Below are 20,431 nucleotides of genomic sequence, written 5' to 3'. Positions count from 1 at the left end.
GTGACGGGATGGCGTGATAGAAGCCGGTAGCTTTCACGCGAGAGGGATTTGGCTGTGAAGATCGACCGGACCGTCGTCCGATCGCTCGCCCTGTTCGACAGGATGAGCGACGAGGACCTCGACAGGCTGCTGACCCATGCGACGGCGCGTCGCGTGGCGCAGGGCGATGCCGTTTTCGAGCAGGGCCAGCAGGCGGCGAGCTTCTTTCTTCTGCTGCATGGCCGGCTGAAAGTGACGCAGGTGACGGAAGACGGCCAGCAGATCATCGTTCGGGTCGTGCATCCGGGCGATCTCTTCGGCTTCGCCAAGGCGCTGCAGCGCACGGACTATCCGGGCACCGCGCGGGCGGCGACGGAAAGCGTCATCCTCGGCTGGCCGACGGATCTCTGGCCGCATTTCGTCGAGCAGAATCCTCGCCTTGCCGTCACGGCCATGCAGACGATCGGCCAGCGGCTGGAGGAGGCTCATACCCGCATCCGGGAGATGTCGACGCAGGAGGTCGAGCGCCGGGTGGCGCATGCCGTGCTTCGCCTGTCCCAGCAGGCTGGGCGGAAGGAAGAGGCCGGCATCCGTATCGATTTCCCCATTTCGCGGCAGGATATTGCGGAGATGACCGGCACGACGCTGCACACGGTCTCGCGCATTCTCAGCGCTTGGGAGGCGCGCGGCCTCGTCGAGGGCGGGCGGCAGAAGCTTTTGATCCGCGACATGGCGGGGCTCTCGGCGCTTGCCGACGGCGCGCGCGAATAGAATGCGGAACGCCGCAGGAGCGATCCTGCGGCGTTCCCTGATTTTTAGCGGGCGGGCGGGGCGTACATCAGGCCGCCGTCGCTCCACAGCCGGTTGAGGCCGCGGTCGATTTTCAGCGGGCTGTCCTTGCCGAGGTGGCGCTCGAAGATCTCGCCGTAGTTACCGACAGCGGAGACGGCCTGATAGGCCCATTTCGGATCGAGGCCCATCGCCTTGCCGGCCTCGTTCTCGATGCCGAGAAAGCGCTTCTGCGCGATGGTGCCGCTTTCGACGAGTGTCGCCGCGTTGTCCTTGCCGATGCCCATCTCTTCTGCTTCGATCAGCGCGTACAGCGTCCAGCGCACGATCTTGAACCACTGGTCGTCGCCCTGGCGCACGGCCGGGCCGAGCGGCTCCTTGGAGATGACTTCCGGCAGCACCTCGAAGCGTTGGGGGTCGTTGAGCGTCAGGCGCTGGGCGTAGAGCGCGGAGGCGTCGGTCGAATAGACGTCGCAGCGGCCGGTGTTGAAAGCCTGCACCGTCTGGTCCGGTTTTTCGAAGGCGATGACCTGGTATTCGATCTTGTTGGCGCTGAAGTAGTCGGCCATGTTCTGCTCGGTCGTCGTGCCGGTTTCCGTGCAGACGGACGCGCCGGAGATGTCCTTGACGCTCTTCACGCCGATCTCCTTGCTGACCATGAAGGCCTGGCCGTCATAGTAGTTGACGCCGACGAAGCTCATGCCGAGGTCGGTGTCGCGCGACAGGGTCCAGGTCGTCTGGCGCGAGAGCAGGTCCACTTCACCGGATTGCAGCGCCGTGAAACGGTCCTTCGTGGAGAGCGGCACATAGGCCACCTTGTCCGGATTGTCGAGCGTGGCGGCGGCGACGGCGCGGCAGAAATCGACGTCAAAGCCGCCCCAGACGCCGTTCTTGTCCGGCACGGAAAAGCCGAGCACGCCCTGGCTGACGCCGCAGCGCACCTCGCCGCGTTGTTTGATGATATCGAGTGTGCCCGCATGGGCGGGCGTGCCGGCGGCGAGCGTGGCGGCTGCCATGGCCAAAGTTGCGATCTTCATTGGTTCTCCTCCTTGTTGATTTTGGGCATGCGTCATCCTGGCCGGGAAAGCGATCCTTCCCGGCGGCAAGTTGTTGCGTGGTGGTGGCGTTTGCCTTAGCCGAGCGTCTTGGCGACGTCGGCGAAGGTTTCCTCGAGCAAGGCGATCAGGTGGTCGGCGTCCCGCTTCGAGAAGATCATCGGCGGGCGCATCTTCAGGACATTGTCATGCGGCCCTTCCGTTCCCATCAGAACGCCGCGGCGGCGGGCACCGTTGGAGACGGCACGGGCGAACTCGGTGGCGGGTGCCTTCGTCCTGCGGTCGGTGACGAGCTCGATGCCGAGGAAGAGGCCGAGGCCGCGCACGTCGCCGATCACGTCGTAGCGTGTCTGCATGGCGCGGAAGGCGTCCATCAGATAGTTGCCGATGGTCAGTGCATTGCCGCGCAGGTCCTGGCTTTCGATGACGTCGAGCACGGCAAGGCCGACGGCGCAGGAAACCGGGTTTCCGCCGAAGGTGTTGAAATATTCCATGCCGTTGTTGAAGCTGTCGGTCACCTCGCGGGTCGTCACCACGGCGGCCATGGGGTGGCCGTCGCCGATCGGCTTGCCCATGGTGACGATATCGGGCACGACACCCTGCGTCTCGAAGGCCCACCAATGGCTGCCGACGCGGCCGAAGCCGACCTGCACCTCGTCGGCGATGCACACGCCGCCTGCCTCGCGCACCAGCCGGTAGACCTCCTTCAGGTAGCCTTCCGGCAGGAAGACCTGGCCGGCGACGCTCGGAATGGATTCGGCGATGAAGAAGCCCGGACCTTCGCCCTTCGCCTGCATGCCGGCGATCAGTTCCGCGACGCTTTCGGCAAAGCGCTTGCCGTGCTCTTCGACCGGCCAGTTATCGGGCGCGCGATAGCTGTCGGGTACGGTCGCGACATGGACATGGGGCTTCGGTCCCTTGCCGCCCTTGCGGCGGAACTTGTAGGGGCTGATGTCGATCAGCTCCTGTGTCGTGCCGTGATAGGACCAGTCGAGCGTGATGGCATTCTCGCGGCCGGTATGCGCCCGCATCAGTCTCAGCGCCAGGCTGTTGGCCTCCGAGCCGCTGTTGACGAAGCCGGCGACCGTCAGCTCCTTCGGCAGCGTTGCCGTCAGACGCTCGGCATAGGCGACGATGTTGTCATGCAGGTAGCGGGTGTTGGTGTTGAGCGTTTCCGCCTGCTTCGCCATCGCCTCCACCACGACCGGATGGGTATGGCCGATGTGGCAGACATTGTTGAAGCAGTCGAGATAGGCCCGGCCGCTGTCGTCGATCAGGAAGACGCCTTCGCCGCGTACGAACTTGATCGGCTTGTCATAGGAGATGGACAGGTTCGGCAGCAGCAATTCGCGCCTGAGCTTGACGATCTCCTCATGCGAGCGGCCGTGGCGTTCGTAGAATTCCCCGGCGATGCCGGCAAAGGTGCTGGCATCGGGGAAAAGCTCCGCCCAAACGTCGAGATAGCGCGGCTCGCCGACGCCGAGGATTTCGGTGGCGGAGAGGTTGGTGTCGGCGGAGAGCTGGAGATGGAGATGCGGCGCCCAGCCGCCGTTTTCCGTCGGTGCGCCCATTTCGCCGACGAGCGCGCCGGCTTCCAGCCGCTCCCCTGCCTTGAGCCGCCCCAGGGCTTCATGTGCGAGGTGACCCCAGAGGCTGACGAAGGGCGGGCAATCCTCCGGCTCGTGACGAAGCGCGATCAGGCAGCCGTAACCGAGCGGGTCCTTCTCGATCTCGACGCTGACGACAGTCGCCGGCAGGGGTGTGTAGAGCTTCGTGCCGGCGGCCATGAAGAGGTCAAGGCCGAGATGGCGGGTGCGACGCGTCTTTTCGATGAAGCGCGAGACGAACATATCGCCGGCATAGACGGTGCGCTCCTCGCCGAACGGGCCGATGCCGAGCTCGATGCCGTTCTCGCGGCAATGCGCTTCCCAGATCGCTTGCGCCTCGTCCGGCTGCTCGGCGGCGGACTTGACGGTCATCGGGTGGGCTGGGTCGCCGTAGGGGACAAGGGCTGCCGGATAGGTCGCGGCCGGGCGCTCCAGCAGGGGGGCGAACGTCTTGCAGTTCTTCGCGATCCAGCCGGCGACGGTGCGGGCGCCCGGTGCGGCCTCGAAACCACAGGCCTTGCGCAGGATGGCGGTGGCGAAACGCGGGTTCATACGGTCGAGCTTGCGCAGCAGCGTCCAGGCAGGACGCTCGCTGATCGCGAGATAGGGGTTGTCCTCCGCATGGCTGCGGCGGGAGGCGGAGATGGTCACCGAGGTGACGAGGCGGATGGCGATGAGGTCGTAGAGCAAATCGACCTCTTCTTCCTGCAGCGGATATTCGGCATGAAAACCGCTGACAATGGCGGCAGCCGCGCCGATCGGGTCGCCGTGGTCGAGGCCGGCATAGGCGGCTGCGATGGCAACTTCGGCGATGACGGGTGCATGCAGCGCATCGCCGAAATCGATCAGGCCGGAAATGCGGTCGGCATCGGCTGCGTCGACGAGCACGTTCCAGTCGTTGGCGTCATTGTGGATCACCGCGGCGCGCAGCGTTGCAAGGCGCGGGGCGATGGCGGCGAAGCGCCTGAGGAAGCGCTCGATCAATGCCCGGTCCTCGGCGGCGGCGACATGCTGCAGGCGTGCGGCGGAGCGGCCGGCATGGCGGATGTCCCAGTCGAGATCGCGCAGGGCACCCGGATGCATGAAGCCCTTCAGCGCGGCATCGAAGCGGCCAAGCATCCGGCCGAGGGACTGAAGCGCGGCATCGCTGCGCTCCGTCTCGGCGAGTGGCCTGCCTTCGACCCAGCTCACCAGCCGGATACGATGCTGGACGCCGTGCGGGCTGGTGGTGGAGGCAAGGCTTCCGCCCGATGGTGTCGGACGGATATGGGGTACCGGCAGGTCGCCGGCATGGGTGCCGAGATGGGCGAGCAGCGCCGTCTGGAAGTCGCTCTCGACCTCCGGCTCCGCGGCGTTGATGATCTTCAGGATGAAGGTGCCTTCCGTCGTCTCCACCTTGAAGTTCTGGTCCCGTTCGCTGGCCAGCGGCGAAAGCGTGCCGGAGAGACCGTAATGCTCTGCAAGCAGCGCTGCGGCGGCGTCGATGGAGAAATCCGGGGTCGTCTTCAGCATGTCGTTCATGGTCATCCTCGTTCCTGCCGAAAGAGTTGCATGGACGACGCGGCGGCGCATCCGGCATTATGCCGGTTGTGCCGGCACTCTGTTTATAATAACCGTCATCTTGTCGGCGCGAATTGGGAAGGGGCCATGCAGGATACGGACGCCATCGACCGCACGATCCTCAGCATTCTCTCCCGCGAGGCGCGCATTCCAATGAAGTCGCTGGCGGGGCGGATCGGCCTGTCGCGCAGCGCCACCACCGAGCGTGTCAGCCGGCTGGAAAAGGCCGGCATCATCCGCGGCTACCGGGCGGACATCGGCCAGCTCGATGACGGGCAGATCCAGGCCTTTCTGCTCGTCACCCTCAAGCGCACGCCCTCGATCGGCGTGCTCGATCGCCTTGCCGGCTTTTCCGCGGTGCGCAAGGTCTCCTCCGTTAGCGGCCAGCTTGATCTCGTGGTGGAGGTGGAGGTCGGCTCGATCAACGCGCTCAACGAGCTGCGAAACGAGGTCTCGACCATGGACAATGTCGAAGACCTGACGACCTCCATCGTGCTCAGGCGGGATATCGAGCGCAGCTGAGCCAAAGGAGCCTCTCTTCGCAGGTACCCGCGTGCCGCGGGAAGACGCGGGGGCAACGGTGAATAGGCGGGGCGGCTGATGCGTTCCCTTTCGGGGAAGCAGCGTGCTCGGGGCGGGGGAGAGGCAGTTGAACATCAGGATCGCTTTTCTGGCGGGGGGCCTTCTGGTTTCGACAGGGCAGGATGGCTGGGCCGACTGCCTTTCGGATTTCACCGGAATCAACCGTCACCGTCCGGATGCGGTGCGCTACGGGGTCGAAGTGGTGGCCGACGTGCTGGCATCGGATGGAGCGGTGGTGCGGCGCATGGCTTCGTCCTCGCTTTTCGACATGACGCAAGGCCTGCGCATGAAGACGTCGGGGCTCAATACCCAGGCAGATTTCATCATTATCGGCGAGGAGGGGTGGACCCTGGCGAAGGGGGCCTGGGTTCCGATGCCGGTGGAGCAGTTGCAGCAGTCGCTCGAGAGCGTGGTGGCCGATCGTTATGTTTACGATCAAAATGCACGGGAATTCGAGTGCCCCGGCGAGGTGACCTTCGAGGGCAAGTCCTACCGTGGTTTCGTCTTCCGTCAGAAGATCGGCACGCTGGATACGCGTGTCACGGCCTATTTCGACCCTGCCAGCTACCGTCCGGTGGCGACCGTCTCGGATGCCGATGTCAACGGCTACCGGCTCGCCATAACGACGCGCTACCGGTTCGATCCGGCCATCCGCATCGAGCGGCCGGAGGAAAAGGCATCATCGCCCTGACGTTTCGTCTGTGTCCTCCCTGCGCATCGCCGGCAGGCACGGCCGAGGACTGACGCGGGCCATGCTACCTGCTGGAGACCCGGCGGATCACGCCTTACCGAACAGGGCCATGAGATCGACGCTGTCGGAGGTCTTTGCGCCCGCTTCCAGGTGCTCCTGGATGTGGCGCAGATGCAGGGTCATCATCCAGGCTGCCTTTTCCGCATCGCGCGTGTGGAAGGCGCCAACGATGGCGGCGTGGTCGTCGTCGCGACAATTGCTGACGCCGGGTGCCCCGAACAGGCCGATGATCAGCGAAGTACGGGTCACCAGTTCCTTCATCGTGCGGATGAGGATGGCATTGCCGGCGATCTGCGCCAGCAGCGTGTGAAACTGGCCGGACAGGCGGATCGCGTCGTGGCGGTGGCGCTCCTTGTGCGCCACATATTCCATTTCAAGATGGCGGGTCAGTGCGGCAATGTCCGCCTCGTTTGCGCGCTGGACGGCAAGACGGGCGATGTTCGGCTCCAGCGCGAGGCGGGCTTCGAAGACTTCGCGGGCCTGCTCGGGCGTCGGCGAGGCGACGAAGGCGCCGCGATTGGCATGCAGTTCCACGACTTCGCGGCTCGCCAGCAGGAGCAGGCTGCGGCGGATGCGCATGCGCCCGACGCCGAAAGCGTCGCACAGGGCCGATTCCGAAAGCTTCGTGCCCGGCGGCAATCGCTGCTCGATGACCGCTTCGAAAATGCGATCGACGATATCGCTCTCGTCGATCTCTTCCGCCTCAACCAGGTTTTCCCTGCCTACATCAACCACCGAATTCACCCTGACATGCGCAGTCTGTTGCACAGCCCCTAAATAAGACCGATTTGGTTGACCAACAAGCGCCGATTTCGTTGACACGGAATAGTATCGCGTGTTCACAACCACTTGACAAGATCGTTAACAATGCGCTCAATGCCTCTGCCAAGGCCGATTGGGGCCGCCGCTTGCGACCCATGCGCCTATCAAAAACAGATCAATGGCCCAGAGGAAGAACATCATGCACAAGCGCACATTTCTGAAGATCTCCGCCCTTGCCGCCGCGACCATGCTGTCGATGCCGATGATGGCTTATGCCGAGAACGCCACGCTGAAGGTCGGTTTCGTCGGCGTCACCTCCGGCCCGGCCGCGTCCTGGGGTGTTTCGAACCAGCGCTCGATGGAAGCGCGTGCGGCCTGGCTGAACGAGCTTGGCGGCGTCAAGATCGGTGACAAGACCTACAATATCGAGATCGTGCCCTTCGACGACCAGAAGGACCCCAAGCGTGCCATTGCAGGCATGGAGAAGATGGCGCAGGACGGCGTGCACTATGTCGTCGGCCCGAACGTCGATGACGGCGCCGCCGCCGTGCGCCCGGTCGCCGAGCAGAACGGCATCATGTATTTCCCCTATGCCTTCCCGAAGGAACTCTTCACCGCGCCGGCATCGAACGCGATCCTTGGCATGGTGGCGAACTACCAGTCCGGTCCTGCCATCTACAAGTTCCTGAAGGAAACCAAGGGCGTGAAGAAGGTGGCCTTCGTTGCCGCCAACGAATCCGATCCGCTGAGCCAGCGGGAATCCGGTATTGCCGCCGCCGAGGCGCTCGGGCTTGAAGTCGTGTCGGGCAACGTGACCTATCAGGTGGACACCACCGATTTCACCCCGGTGCTGCTGCCCGTTATTCAGGCTTCGCCAGACCTGCTGGTGCTCTCCGGTGTTTCGCCGGCCAATGCCCCGCAGCTGATCCGCTCGGCACGCGAACTCGGCTATACCGGCCTCATCTCGACGGAAACCGGGCAGGATGCCAGCGTTCTGCAGGAAGGTGCGGGAGAACTCGCGGACGGCTTCATTTCCGTTGGTGGCGCGTCCACGCCGGAGCTTGCGAGCGACGCGATGCGGGAATTCGTCGAGCGCTATACGAAGATGTTCGGTGAGTATAACGATGAGTCGAACACCAAGGTCTATGCGCTCGAATACATCATCGAGACGCTCAAGGCGAACCCCGCTGCGATCGACAATGTCGATGAATTCAAGAAGACGATGGACACGTTCGAAGCCGCCAACCCCTTCATGAAGGGCGACGCCAAGCTGAAATATGTCGGCATGACGTCCTTTGGCCAGAAGCGGCAGATCTCCGTCCCGCTCGTCGTGAACGAGTACAAGGGCGGCAAGTTCGAGACGTTGTTCGTCGGTCAGGTCGACTGATCGGAGCCTAGGCATTGATAAGATGGGGGATCCGGACGGCGCGTCGTCCGGCCGGGTCCCTTTTTGCCTGAACCTTCTTTCCATTGGAGGCTCACGATGGAACAGATAATTGCCAACGGTCTCTACCTTGGTGCGCAATATGCGTTGATCGCCCTCGGGCTGACGCTGATCTTCTCGCTGATGAACGTGCTGAACTTCGCCCACGGGCAGATGTACGTCTTCGGCGGCTTCGTCACCTACACCGTCGTCGTTCAGCTCGGCCTGCCTTTCATTGTCGGCCTTTTCGCCTCGGCGATCGTACTGGCGGTCATGGGCGCGGCCATCGAGAAGTTCCTCTTCGCGCCGGTCGTGCGCCGCTCGAAGCGGGATGAATCGACCATGCTGCTTGCAGCGGGCGTCGCCTTCTTCCTCGATGCCGTCATCCTGCTGCTCTTCGGGGAAAAGCAGCGCGGCGTGCCGAAGATCGTCAACGGCGTGCTCAACCTCGATATGCGCATCATCATGCCCTACGACCGCATCCTGATCGGCGTGCTCGCCATCCTGCTCATCGTGGCCTTCATCGGCTTCATGAACTACTCCAAGACCGGCCGCGCCATGCGGGCGCTGGCGCAGGACAAGATGGCCGCCCAGCTCATGGGCGTGAACGTCTCGCGCTATTCGATGATCGGCTTTGCGCTCGGCGCGATGCTGGCTGGCCTCGTCGGGGGCCTCCTCGTCACCATCACCGGCGTCAATCTCGGCATGGGCGGCCCGACCTCGGTCAAGGCCTTCCTGATGATCATGATCGGCGGCGCGGGCGTGATCTCCGGAGCGATCGCCGGCGGTTTCATCCTCGGCATGATGGAGAGCGTCGGCCTGACCGTGCTCTCGGCCTATGGCGACGTCACCTATCTCGTGATCTTCGCCTCGCTGATGGTGTTCCTGGCCATCCGCCCGCAGGGGCTGATGGGCAAGCCGTGGGGTTGAGATCATGAACACGAAAAACCTTGTCGGCTTCGCCGTCTTCCTTCTCGCCGTCTTAGTGCTCGTGCCGCTGTTCATCAGCGCCACCGGACGCGTGGATTTCTTCTACACGCTGACCTCGGTCGCGCTGCTCTCCGTCGGTGCTGCCGGCGTCTGGCTCACCTTCTACATCGGCCGCATCAATATCGGTCAGGGCGCCTACGCGCTGGTCGGCGGCTATGTCTCGGCGATCCTGGTCACCCAGGCCGGCGTCTCCTTCTGGCTGACGCTGCCGCTGGCGGGCCTGTTCTGCGCCGTCATCTCCGTGCTGATCGGCTTTCCGATCCTCAGGCTCCGCGGCGTCTACTTCGCCATGGTGACGCTCGTCCTGACCGAGGTCGCACGCCTTTCCGCGCTTGCCTTGCCCGTCACCAACGGCGCCAAGGGCATCACCTCGATCCCGCTGCCCGGCGAGCTCTCCATCTTCGGCCTGACGATCATCCCGGCCTTCGGCACGCTCTCCAACCCGCGCTTCGGTTTCTACCTCATGGCCGTGGTGCTGATGGTCATCACCTACCTGGTGCTGTGGCGCATCGTGAATTCGCGGCTTGGGCATCTCTGCCGCAGCCTCCAGCAGAACGAGGAGCTTTCGGCCTCGATCGGCGTCAACACCGCCTATCTCCGGGTGCTCGCCTATGCGATTTCCTCGTTCTTCGGCGGTATTGCGGGCGCCATGTTCGCCTCCATCGCCCAGTCGATCTATCCGTCCTCCTTCGTGGTCGCCGACAGCGTGAACTTCATGCTCTACTGCTTTCTCGGCGGCCTCGGTTATGTCTTCGGCCCGATGCTCGGCACGCTCCTGCTCTATTTCGGCTGGGACCTCCTGTCTATCGCCCGGGAATATCAGCTCCTCATCTATTCCGGCGTCATGATCCTGCTCATGCTGGTCCTGCCGAACGGGGTTTTGAGCCTTCTCGACAAGAAGGAGGGACGCGCATGAGCACCATCCTGCAAATCCGCAACATCACCAAGCGCTACGGCGGCCTGACGGCGGTGAACGATGTCTCCTTCGACGTCAACAAGGGCGAGATCCTCTCGGTGATCGGCCCGAACGGCGCTGGAAAATCGACGCTGTTCAAGCTGATCTCCTCCTTCGTGCCGGCGACCAGCGGGGAGGTGCTGTTCAACGGGACCCGCATCTCCAGCCTCGCACCGCACAAGGTCGCCCGCATGGGCGTCGTGCGCACCTTCCAGGAAACGACGATCTTCCGCTCCATGACGGTGCGCGAAAACATCATCGTCTCCCATCACCTGCGCTCCAAGGCGAGCCTCTTCGGCTTCTTCCTCGGCACGAAGCAGGCGAAGGACGACGAGGCTGCCTTCGCGGCCTCGGCGGACGACATCGTCGACTTCCTCGGCCTGCAGGCGATCCGCAACGAACTCGCCTCCAACCTGCCGCAGGGGCATCTGCGCGCCCTCGGCATGGCGATCGGTCTTGCCACCGATCCGAAGGTCATCCTGCTCGACGAGCCCTTCGCCGGCATGAACCATGACGAGACGATGAAGATGGTCGGCCTCGTGCGGCGCCTGCGCGACGAGCGCGGCGTCACCGTGCTTCTGGTCGAGCACGACATGCCCGCTGTCATGAAGATCAGCGACCGCATCGTGTGCATCAACTTCGGCCAGAAGCTGGCCGAGGGCACCCCCCAGGAAATCCGCGAGAACGAGAAGGTCATCGAGGCCTATCTCGGCTCCGAAGATGCGGCGATCGGGATGTAAGCCATGACGAAGATATTGAGCGTTGAGAATATCCAACTCTACTACGACCACATCTATGCGCTGAAGGGCGTTTCCATCGATGTGGACGAAGGCGAAACCGTCGCGCTGATCGGCGCGAACGGGGCGGGCAAGTCCTCGATCCTCCGGGCGATCACGGGCCTGCGTCCCGTCAAGTCCGGCCAGATCTTCTACCAGGGCCAGCGCCTCGACGGCACTTCCGCTGCCGATGTGGTGCGCAAGGGCATCTCCATGGTGCCCGAGGGACGCCGCGCCTTTCCGCTGATGTCGGTAAAGGACAACCTCCTGATGGGGGCGTTCACCCGCACCGACAAGGCGGAGATCGAGCAGACGCTGGAAAACGTGCTGACGCGTTTCCCGCGCCTGCGCGAACGCTACCACCAGCAGGCCAACACCATGTCGGGCGGCGAGCAGCAGATGATGGTGATCGGCCGCGCGCTGATGGCCCGTCCGAAACTGTTGCTCCTCGACGAACCGTCGCTCGGCATCGCGCCGAAACTGGTGCAGGACATCGCCCGCGCCATCGTCGCCATCAGCCGCGACGAGAAGGTTTCGATCCTCCTCGTCGAGCAGAACAGCCGCATGGCGCTGTCCATCTCCAACCGCGCTTACGCGCTTTCCACCGGGTCGATCGCGCTGTCAGGCAATTCCAAGGATCTGATGAACGACGACCGCATCAAGGCTGCCTACCTCGGAGGCGAACTCTAAAATGAAGATCCTCGTCATCAACCCCAACACGACAGCATCGATGACGGACCATATCGGCAAGGCGGCGCTTGGCGCCGCCTCTGCCGGGACCGAGATCGTCGCGGTCAATCCGGCGAATGGTCCGGTTTCCATCGAAGGCTATTTCGACGAGGCGATGAGCCTCGCCGGTCTGCTCGGCGTCATCAAGGACAATCCGGATTGCGACGCTGTCGTCATCGCCTGTTTCGACGACACGGGGCTCGATGCTGCGCGTTGCCTGACAGACAAGCCCGTCATCGGCATCGGCGAGGCGGCCTATCATTTTGCCTCGATGATCTCGAACAAGTTCTCCGTCGTCACGACGCTGGCCCGTTCCGTGCCGGCGCTGGAGCACAATCTTGCGCGTTACGGCCTTGCGGCGCGTTGCGCGCGGGTGCGCTCCTCGGAAGTTGCAGTGCTGGAACTGGAGCAGCCCGGTTCCAATGCGCGTCAGAAGATCAGCGCGGAGATCGGGATCGCCGTCGCCGAGGACCGGGCGGAGGCGATCGTGCTCGGCTGCGCCGGCATGGCCGGCCTTGCCAATGATCTCGCACAGGAACACGGCCTGCCCGTGCTCGATGGCGTGACCTGTGCCGTGAAACTCGCCGAGGCCATGGGCGCCCTAAACATGCGCACCTCGCGCCTTGGCGGCTATGCCCCGCCGCCGGCCAGCAAGCTCGCGACGGCATTCGGTTCGTAAGCTCTTACGAAAAGCGGAATGCTGGAGATCGCATTCCGCTTTCGCGACCGGGTTTATTTGCCCGCGTTGTATTTGGCGTCGACGTCGTTGATCGCCTGAACGTTACCGGCCGAGCGGCCGTTTTCGTCAAAGGTCTGGGCGAGGAAGGCGTCGGCGATGGCCTTTGCCAGTTCCGAGCCGATGACGCGCGCGCCCATCGTGATGATCTGCGCGTTGTTGGACAGCGCGGCGCGTTCGGCCGAATAGGTGTCGTGCGTCAGCGCGGCGCGGATGCCCGGCACCTTGTTTGCCGAGATGCACACGCCGATGCCGGTGCCGCAAACAAGGATCGCGCGATCGTATTCGCCGGCGATGACGGCGGAGCCGACCCTGTCGGAAAGATTGGCGTAGAAGGCGTCCGGGCCGGCATCGGTGCGCGAGACTTCATGCACCTCATGGCGGTCCTTCAGATGATCGGCGAGAACCTTTGCGAGGCCTTCGCCCGCGCTGTCACCGGCAATGGCGAGTTTCATGGGAGATCTCCTTTTCAGATCGTGGCGGCGCAGCGCGCCAGAATGTCGAGATAGCCTTCAACCTTCCAGGCTGAGCGGCCGATGAAGAGCCCGTCGATATCGGGGCAGGCGATCAGTTCCTCGCAGTTCTGCGGATTGACCGAACCGCCATAGAGGCAGGGAATGCGCCGACCGAGCATGTTTTCCGCAACTTCGGCGATCTCGGCGTGGCGTGCATTGGCGTAGTCGGCGGTGGCCGGGATGCCCTTTTCGCCGATCGCCCAGACGGGCTCGTAGGCGAGCAGGATTGTTGTCTGCTTCTGCGTAGCGTCGAGCCGCGAGAGCGCGCCGCGCACCTGTTGGGCGAGCACTTCGGTCGCATGGCCGCCCTCGCGATCGGCGAGTGTTTCGCCGATGCAGATCAGCGGCACGAGGCCATGGCGCACCGCCGCCTCGGTCTTGAGGCCGACCGTCTCGTCGGTCTCGCCGAAATGCTCGCGGCGCTCGGAATGGCCGAGTTCGACGAGGTCGAGATTGCAGTCCCTCAGCATGACGGGCGAGATTTCGCCGGTCCAGGCGCCGTCGTTCGCCCAGTGCATGTTCTGTGCGCCGACCTTCACGGAGGTGTCGGCAAGCAGTGATTTGACCTCGCGCACGGCAGTGAAGGGCGGGATGACGAAGCGCTGGATGCGGGCATCGCGGTTGCCGTCAGCCGCCTTGAGGCCTTCGGCAAAGAGCTTTGCCTCGGCCAGCGTCTTGTTCATCTTCCAACTCGTGCCGACCCAGAATTTCCGGTTCATGGCGTTTTCTCCTGTGTGATCCTGACCGTCGTTTTTCCGCCGATGAGTTCCGCGGCTGTGTCGTGTGGCAGGGGTTTGTCTGAAACGACCGTGTCGAATTCGGAAAGATCGGCGAGCACATGCAGCGCCGTATGGCCGAAGCGGCGGCTGTTGATCATCAGGCATTTCTGGCGGCTCGCCGCCATCATCGCCCGCTTGGTGCGCACCACCGCCTCGTCCATGTGATAGGCAAGGCGCCCCGACGCCGCCGGCGCGGAGATGAAGGCGATGTCGGCCCTGAGGCGCGATAGTGCCTCCTCTGTCACGATGCCGGAATAGGCGTTGAATTTTGCGGAATAGACGCCGCCGAGACCGATCAACGTCACGCCGGACAGGCCCTTGGCACGCTCCAGGATAGCGGCGTTGTTGGTGATGAGGGTGATCGGCTTCTTCTCGCACAACACGTCGCCGAGCACGGAGGCCATGGAGCCGTCGTTGATCATGACGGTCATGCCGGGCTCGACCAGTTCGGCGGCTGTTTCGGCGAGTTCCCGCTTGACGTCGGCCTCCTGCAATTCACGGAACCGGAAATCGCTTTCGAACTGGGTGCCCGCGTCGATCGTTGCGCCGCCGCGCACTTTTCGAAGCACGCCGGCCTTCTCGAGATCGTCGAGGTCGCGGTGGATGGTCATCTTGGAGACGCCGAAGCGCGCCGCGATGTCGTCGAGTTCGACGGCCCGACTTTCGACCAGCAGATTGATGATTTCCTGCCTGCGCTCTTCCCGTTTCAAGGCGTCCTCCGTCGCATGGCGGCTTATAACATCGCTTCTTCCGGATTATAACATTAAAAATGTGATTTTGAGATTTTTCTCATGTTGAGTTTTGCAGGAGCTGCCGGGCCGTCCGCTCGTCCGTGATGAGCCCATACAGCTTGTGGCTGTAGAGCACGGCGCGGATGGCCTCGGTTTTGACAGGACCGCCGGCGATGGCGACGATCCGGTCGCCGCCCGCCTCGGAGAAGGAAGCGGCCAGCGTGCGCGCTGTCACGGCTGTCTCAAGGATGCGGCCCTTGGCGTCGAAGAAATGGCCTAAAAGTTCGCCGACGCCGCCGAGCGCCGCGATCTCCTCCAGCTCATCCGGCTGCAACATGCCGGATTTGACGAGATGGGCCTGGTTGTCGACCGTTCCGATGCCGACGATTTTCAGATCGGCGCTGCGAGCGAGGTCGAACACCTCGCTGACGCCGCGCTGGGAGAGCAGCACCTCGCGGTCCTCTTCCGTGTTGGCGAAGAAGGGCACGGGCATCACATAGGCCTGCGTGCCGGTTTTTTCCGCGAGGCGATGCATCACGTCATAGGGATTGGCGGCGTAGTTGCGGGTGAGGCCGCCGAGCAGCGAGACGAAGCGGGTGCCGCTCGCGCCGATCCGCGGCAGGTGACGGACGGCGGCGGAGAGCGTGCGGCCATGGCCAAGGCCGATGACGGCGGCTTCGCCTCGTTCGATCTCGCGGCGCAGGAAATTCGCGCCGGCATGGCCGAGCGTCGTCAGCGCCAGTGGATCGTCGTCGATATCGGGCGATACTTCGCAGTAATCGAGCCCGTAGCGGGTCGAAAGCTCCATCTCCAGATTGGCGCATTCGGCGATGTCGCCGTCGATGCTGACCTTCACCACGCCCTCGGCGACCGCGCGCGCGATCAGCCGGTGCGCCTTGACCGAGGGGATGCCCAGCCGTTTGGCGACGGCGGACTGGGTGAAGCCGCCGACATAGTGCAGCCAGGCGGCGCGGACGGCGAGGGAATCTTCATTGTCGGTCATCAGCGATGTCCTGTCGTGCCTTGCAACCGGAAGCGGTCTTCAGGCCCAGTCTTAGCAAGCACTTACAAAATGGTCAGCCCAGCTTGAGGTCCGACGCACCGGTATCGATGTGCGGGGCCCAGAAGGCGATGCTTTCGGCGATCTGCGCAATGACCTCGCGATCGTTCGGCTCGCGCTCCTTGAAGGAGAGTTCGAGGCAGATTTCGTTATCGACTGCTCCGCCCTCGGCGAAGGCTTGCAGCAGGGGCTCCGGCTGGATGCGTCCCCGGGCGTTGAATTCGGCGGTGAAGGGCCTGTGACCACCCTTGTCCATCAGGCTCTGCTTGATGTGGATGATCGGCGACACTTTCGGTACCGCGCGTGCCCAGGCGTAGGGATTGAAGTCGTCGGGGTTTTCCGAGGTGACGTCGCCGTGGTCGATGTCGGCCATCATCCACATGGGGATCGCCATGTTCGCGGCGGTCAGCCGGTCCTGCAGCGACAGGCAGGCGTCGATCGTCTCGCCGAATTCGCGGCCGATGCTCATCGGCTCCCAGAAGACGTAGGAAAGGCCGGCGCCCTTGGCGTGCTCGGCCACATCAGCCCAACAGTCGATGGCGATCCGGATCAGGTCCTCGCGGCGGACTGGATCGTCGTAATCCTTGTAGGTGAAGATGGCGAACTGGGTGCCGACGGAGGTTCCTCCGAGATCGCCGATGATATCGGCGAAGGTCTTGAACCAGTCGACATAGTAGCGGCGCACATCCGCATCCGGATGGCCGAAATGATTGAGGCGGCCATAGGGGCCGGTCATGCCCGAGGTGACGCGCACGCCGGTTCGTTCCAGTGCCCGGTCCATCTGCCGCGTCAGCCGGCGGATGGTCGCGGCGTTCCAGCTTGGATTGATGAATTCATGGGTCAACTGCAGATCGCGCAGCTTGAGATCGCGCGCGACAGTGTCGACCAGGTCGTCGGGATCGGCAAAACGGTTGACCAGCGGATTGGTGTTGAGCGAGAGCGTCAGCGGCATAACAATCCTCAGGCCGCGGCGAGACGGGCGGCGTTGAACCAGTCGGCGAAGGCCGCGCGCTCGGCTTCCGTTAGGTGCAGGTAGTGTTTCGTGCGGCGGTAGAGGATGTCCTCCGGCGTCTCCGCCCATTCGCTGGCGACGAGATAGCGCGCCTCTGCCTCATAAAATTGCCCGCCGAAATGCCGGCCGAGACCGTCGAGGCCGCTCGCGCCGGCGACGACGGCTTTCGTGCGCGTGCCATAGAGGCGGCCGTAGTGGTGCACCAGCTTGCGCGGCATCCAGGGATAGGTGTCGCGCAGGCTGTTGGCGAAGGTTTCGTAGTCGGCGTTCGGCATGTCGCCGCCGGGAAGAGGCGCCTTTTCGGTCCAGTCGCCTCCCATGTTCGGGAAAACATGCTTGAGCCGCTGCATGCCGCGTTCGGCAAGCTCGCGGAAGGTGGTGATCTTGCCGCCGAAGACATTGAGCAGCGGTGCGCCGCCGGTCTCGTCGAGGTCGAAGACATAATCGCGCGTGACGGCAGACGGGTTGCCTTTGCCGTCGTCGAACAGCGGGCGCACGCCGGAGAAGGAATGCAGCACATCCTGCCGGCGCAGCTTCTCCTTGAAGTAGCGGTTCACGGCCTTCAGCAGGTAGTCGATCTCGCCCTCGTCGGTAGAGACATCCTCTGCGCGGCCTTCGTAGGCGATGTCGGTGGTGCCGATCAGCGCCTTGTCGCCCTCGTAGGGGTTGATGAAAATGACGCGCTTGTCGTGGTTCTGCACGAGATAGGCATTCGATCCCGCCCAGAATTTGGGCACGATGATGTGGCTGCCCTTGACGAGGCGCACGTTGCGCGTCGAGTTGGAGCCAGCAACGCGGTTGATGACGTCTGAAACCCAGGGACCGGCACAATTCACGAGGCATCTGGCGCGGAAGCTGCGGCTTTCGCCGGTCAGGTCGTTCTTCGTCGTGACGATCCAGGCGCCATTTTCGCGGCGGGCCGAGACGGCGGGCGAGCGGGTCAAGACAACCGCTCCCTTTTCCGCGGCGCCGATGGCGTTGAGCGTGACGAGGCGGGCGTCGTCCACCCAGCAGTCGGAATATTCGAAGCCGCGGGTGTACTGGTCGAGGATCGGCGTGCCCTCGGGATCGCGTGCGAGGTCGAGCGTGCGTGTTCCCGGCAGTTTCTTGCGGCCGCCGAGATGATCATAGAGGAAGAGGCCGAGGCGGACGAGCCAGGCGGGGCGATCCTGCGGGCTGTGCGGCAGCACGAAGCGCATCGGCCAGATGATATGCGGCGCGGCGTTGAGCAGCACCTCACGCTCGATCAGCGCCTCGCGCACCAGGCGGAACTCGTAATATTCGAGATAGCGCAGGCCACCGTGTACCAGCTTTCCCGAGCGGGAAGAGGTGCCTTCCGCCAGGTCGTCCTTTTCGCAGAGCACGACCTTCAAGCCTCGGCCGGCCGCATCGCGCGCAATGCCCGCGCCGTTGATACCGCCGCCGATCACGAAGAGGTCAATAAGCTCAGGCTCGTTCATCTCAATCTCCTTGCTTCAGCGCGCCGCCAGAATGTCCCAGGCGGGCGCGATGCCTCGACGCACGTCCGAATAGGCGGCGAAGAGGCGCGTCATGCGTTCGGTGTCTTCAGGCTTCGGGGGCTCGGCCGCGCCGAGCTCAGGCGTCACCCAATCGGCGATGCAGTCGTCCATCGTGCGATACGCGCCGATGGCAACGGCCGCCATCATCGATGCGCCCGCGGCGCCCGCCTCCTCGCGCGTCGAGACGCGCACCGGCGCGCCCAGCGCTGCGCCGAGCGTGCCGCGCAGCGAGGCCGACCGGGCGGCGCCACCGGAAACGCGAAGCTCCGAGGGAAGCGTGCCCATGGCGGCGTAACAATCGCGTGTCGCCATGCCGAGGCCCTCGACGACGGCGCGTACGAGGTCGGGATAGCGGTGGCGGCTGGAAAGCCCGGTGAAATTCGCGCGGGCACGGGCGTTGACGAAGGGGCCACGCTCGCCCGCCTCGGAAATATAGGGATGGTAAAGGATATTGCCGGGTTTGCTTGCCGCGAACCATTGGTCGACGCGGCCGATCATCTCGTTGAGGCTGGCGGTGACGCCGAATTCGCCCAGGAGATCGGCACCAAGCTGGAGCAGCCAGTCGAGGTTGATCGTCGCGCCCATGTTGGTCTGGACCTGGGTGACGACGCCGGGGATCGGCAGGGCGATGACATAGCCGGTGTGCTCGGCATTCAGCACGACCTCGGAAACCGGTTTTGCGAGCAGGTGCACACCCGTGGAGCCGATGGCGGAGCAGGCGGCGTTGCGGCCCTCGCTGCGCACGCCCGCGCCAAGCGCCGTCATGCACATGTCGACATAACCGAGGCAGACGGGCGTTCCAGGTTTCAGGCCGGCTGCCGCGGCAGCTTCCGCCGTCAACGGATGAACGGTTTCCGTGCCCTCGATTACCTCCGGCAGCAGGTTGCGGCGATGGGTAAGGCCGAGGGCGGCGAGCACGTCGCTGTCATAGGCGCGGGTGCGGAAATTGCCGAAGGTGAAGCTCACTTCCGACGGGTCGGTGGCGCGCACACCGGTCAAGTTCAGGTAGAGCCAGTCCTTGCAGTGCATTGCCGTTTCGGCGCCGGCCAGCAGGTCCGGAAAATACCGGTCCATATGGGCGAGTTGCGCGCCCTGCTGGCAGGTGTTGAGGCCGGTGCCGGTCGCCGCAAAACGCGCATGGTCGGCATCAGAGGCGGCAAGGCGCTCGACGGTCGGCGCGGCGCGGGCGTCGAGCCACAACCAGGCGTCGCCGGCCGGGCGGTTTCCGGCGCCGACGAGCCAGGTGCCGTCACCCTGGCCGGTCACGGCGATGGCGGCGGTGCGGTCTGCAAGGTTTTCGACCTTCTCCGCAAGGCCGCGCAGCGCGCGGGTGCAGTCGAGCCAGGTCTGGTCGAGTGATTGGGTCACGGCGCCGTCATCGGCGGTCGTGTAGGTGTTGCGCACGGAGGCGCTGGCGATCTGGCGTCCGGAGAGTGTGAAGGCGACGGCCTTCATGACGGATGTGCCGGCATCGACGCCGATGATCAGATCCGCCGCGTCAGCCATGGGAAAGGCCCGCAGCGCCCGCGGTTGCCCGCGTCGTCTCGCCTGATCCGATTGAGAGCATTCGATCCTCCCGACAGTCTCTCTGGAAATGTGTGTGGGTTCCCAAATCGAATTCTTTCGACTTGCCTCAAGAACCTACCACGGGCCGCCCGAATTTCACACAGGAACATAACACAAAGTTATCATGTGTCTCGTAAAATTTTTCGAACAACGAATTTTTTTTCAGTTATGATGGGTAGCTATCGGGGAATTCGTTGCGGCTCGCTTTTTATGGGGCGGCGCCGTCGCGTAGCGTGCTTTTGTTGCCCGAAGGCTGTCGATCGAGCTTCCTTGCTATTCGATAAGTTCCATTTTTCTCGTTTAATATCAATATTTTAGTTTATTTTCCGATATGCACTGGCGGTGACGGTGATCTGCGATCGTGTGGGTGAGAAGGACGCGTCGATGCCCATTCCTTTGCCGCCGAACTATCGCTCAGGACCAGGGCTGTACACGATGTTGTTAAAAAACGCCGATTGACAGCCTGTGTTAATTTAACATATATACTGCGACATATAACACGCATATATCGCAAGTGCGAAATTGTGTGCACTGCAGCGCAAGGCAGGTGAGGA

19 protein-coding genes are annotated in these 20,431 nt (G+C 63.6%); 9 read left to right on the top strand and 10 right to left on the bottom strand.

The annotated features are described in order from the left end of the window. The first annotated feature begins 54 nt into the window (after positions 1–54). Complete coding sequence (locus K0P03_RS16095) at positions 55–750, top strand: Crp/Fnr family transcriptional regulator (protein WP_050743810.1); 696 nt, start codon at positions 55–57, stop codon at positions 748–750. A gap of 44 nt (positions 751–794) precedes the next feature. Here K0P03_RS16095 and K0P03_RS16090 read toward each other — a convergent pair whose 3' ends face one another. Beyond that, positions 795–1,805, bottom strand: coding sequence for an amino acid ABC transporter substrate-binding protein (locus K0P03_RS16090; protein WP_272790080.1), 1,011 nt, complete (start codon positions 1,803–1,805; stop codon positions 795–797). A gap of 95 nt (positions 1,806–1,900) precedes the next feature. Further along, on the bottom strand, positions 1,901–4,951 hold the full coding sequence (locus K0P03_RS16085) for an aminotransferase class III-fold pyridoxal phosphate-dependent enzyme (protein ID WP_272790493.1): 3,051 nt from the start codon (positions 4,949–4,951) through the stop codon (positions 1,901–1,903). A 126-nt stretch (positions 4,952–5,077) separates the two neighbouring features. Between K0P03_RS16085 and K0P03_RS16080 the strand changes: the two genes are divergently transcribed. Together K0P03_RS16080 and K0P03_RS16075 are read left to right on the top strand one after the other, a co-directional pair. Further along, entirely contained in the window at positions 5,078–5,512 is a 435-nt protein-coding gene (locus K0P03_RS16080) for an Lrp/AsnC family transcriptional regulator (protein WP_064331380.1), read from the top strand. 127 nt (positions 5,513–5,639) lie between these two features. After that, positions 5,640–6,263 (top strand): hypothetical protein, encoded by a 624-nt coding sequence (locus K0P03_RS16075; RefSeq protein ID WP_272790079.1) that lies wholly within the window; start codon positions 5,640–5,642, stop codon positions 6,261–6,263. 87 nt (positions 6,264–6,350) lie between these two features. On the opposite strand, the gene K0P03_RS16070 is transcribed toward K0P03_RS16075, so the two are convergent. Further along, positions 6,351–7,058, bottom strand: a complete 708-nt coding sequence (locus tag K0P03_RS16070) for a GntR family transcriptional regulator (protein WP_024271306.1) — start codon at positions 7,056–7,058, stop codon at positions 6,351–6,353. Between the two features lie 226 nt (positions 7,059–7,284). Here K0P03_RS16070 and K0P03_RS16065 point away from each other — a divergent pair, with 226 nt between their 5' ends. The 6 genes from K0P03_RS16065 (at position 7,285) to K0P03_RS16040 (ending at position 12,637) form a co-directional block, all read left to right on the top strand. Then, on the top strand, positions 7,285–8,472 hold the full coding sequence (locus K0P03_RS16065) for an ABC transporter substrate-binding protein (protein ID WP_024271307.1): 1,188 nt from the start codon (positions 7,285–7,287) through the stop codon (positions 8,470–8,472). A 96-nt stretch (positions 8,473–8,568) separates the two neighbouring features. Beyond that, positions 8,569–9,438 (top strand): branched-chain amino acid ABC transporter permease, encoded by an 870-nt coding sequence (locus K0P03_RS16060; RefSeq protein ID WP_050743645.1) that lies wholly within the window; start codon positions 8,569–8,571, stop codon positions 9,436–9,438. Positions 9,439–9,442: 4 nt separating this feature from the next. Further along, positions 9,443–10,414 carry a branched-chain amino acid ABC transporter permease gene (locus tag K0P03_RS16055; protein WP_272790078.1) on the top strand — a complete coding sequence of 324 codons (972 nt, stop codon included), beginning with the start codon at positions 9,443–9,445 and terminating at the stop codon, positions 10,412–10,414. After that, positions 10,411–11,193 (top strand): ABC transporter ATP-binding protein, encoded by a 783-nt coding sequence (locus K0P03_RS16050; RefSeq protein ID WP_130513960.1) that lies wholly within the window; start codon positions 10,411–10,413, stop codon positions 11,191–11,193. The genes K0P03_RS16055 and K0P03_RS16050 overlap by 4 nt, the downstream gene beginning before the upstream one ends. Positions 11,194–11,196: 3 nt before the next feature. Next, positions 11,197–11,919, top strand: coding sequence for an ABC transporter ATP-binding protein (locus K0P03_RS16045; protein ID WP_272790077.1), 723 nt, complete (start codon positions 11,197–11,199; stop codon positions 11,917–11,919). A gap of 1 nt (position 11,920) precedes the next feature. Continuing rightward, positions 11,921–12,637 (top strand): aspartate/glutamate racemase family protein, encoded by a 717-nt coding sequence (locus K0P03_RS16040; protein ID WP_023516407.1) that lies wholly within the window; start codon positions 11,921–11,923, stop codon positions 12,635–12,637. Positions 12,638–12,690: 53 nt separating this feature from the next. Here K0P03_RS16040 and derI read toward each other — a convergent pair whose 3' ends face one another. From derI to K0P03_RS16005, 7 genes are all read right to left on the bottom strand, one after another. Continuing rightward, positions 12,691–13,149, bottom strand: coding sequence for a D-erythrulose-4-phosphate isomerase (derI, locus tag K0P03_RS16035; RefSeq protein ID WP_023516408.1), 459 nt, complete (start codon positions 13,147–13,149; stop codon positions 12,691–12,693). Between the two features lie 14 nt (positions 13,150–13,163). Next, positions 13,164–13,928 (bottom strand): triose-phosphate isomerase, encoded by a 765-nt coding sequence (locus K0P03_RS16030; protein ID WP_272790076.1) that lies wholly within the window; start codon positions 13,926–13,928, stop codon positions 13,164–13,166. Next, positions 13,925–14,698 carry a DeoR/GlpR family DNA-binding transcription regulator gene (locus tag K0P03_RS16025; protein ID WP_272790075.1) on the bottom strand — a complete coding sequence of 258 codons (774 nt, stop codon included), beginning with the start codon at positions 14,696–14,698 and terminating at the stop codon, positions 13,925–13,927. Before K0P03_RS16025 ends, K0P03_RS16030 begins: the two co-directional genes overlap by 4 nt. A gap of 79 nt (positions 14,699–14,777) precedes the next feature. Then, positions 14,778–15,722 (bottom strand): sugar-binding transcriptional regulator, encoded by a 945-nt coding sequence (locus K0P03_RS16020; RefSeq protein WP_023516466.1) that lies wholly within the window; start codon positions 15,720–15,722, stop codon positions 14,778–14,780. Positions 15,723–15,795: 73 nt separating this feature from the next. Beyond that, the gene (locus K0P03_RS16015) at positions 15,796–16,731 is read right to left on the bottom strand and encodes a sugar phosphate isomerase/epimerase family protein (protein ID WP_272790074.1); all 936 of its coding nucleotides are present in this window, start codon (positions 16,729–16,731) and stop codon (positions 15,796–15,798) included. Between the two features lie 8 nt (positions 16,732–16,739). Beyond that, positions 16,740–18,251: a glycerol-3-phosphate dehydrogenase gene (locus K0P03_RS16010; protein WP_272790073.1), complete on the bottom strand. Its 1,512-nt coding sequence runs from the start codon at positions 18,249–18,251 to the stop codon at positions 16,740–16,742. A gap of 15 nt (positions 18,252–18,266) precedes the next feature. Beyond that, entirely contained in the window at positions 18,267–19,817 is a 1,551-nt protein-coding gene (locus tag K0P03_RS16005; protein WP_272790072.1) for an FGGY-family carbohydrate kinase, read from the bottom strand. Between the last annotated feature and the right edge of the window lie 614 nt (positions 19,818–20,431).

The organism is Shinella sp. HY16 (genome assembly GCF_028534175.1).
In the GTDB taxonomy this organism is placed as follows: domain Bacteria; phylum Pseudomonadota; class Alphaproteobacteria; order Rhizobiales; family Rhizobiaceae; genus Shinella.
The sequence above is the reverse complement of the archived record's forward strand: the minus strand, read 5'-3'. Positions and strand labels throughout refer to the sequence as shown.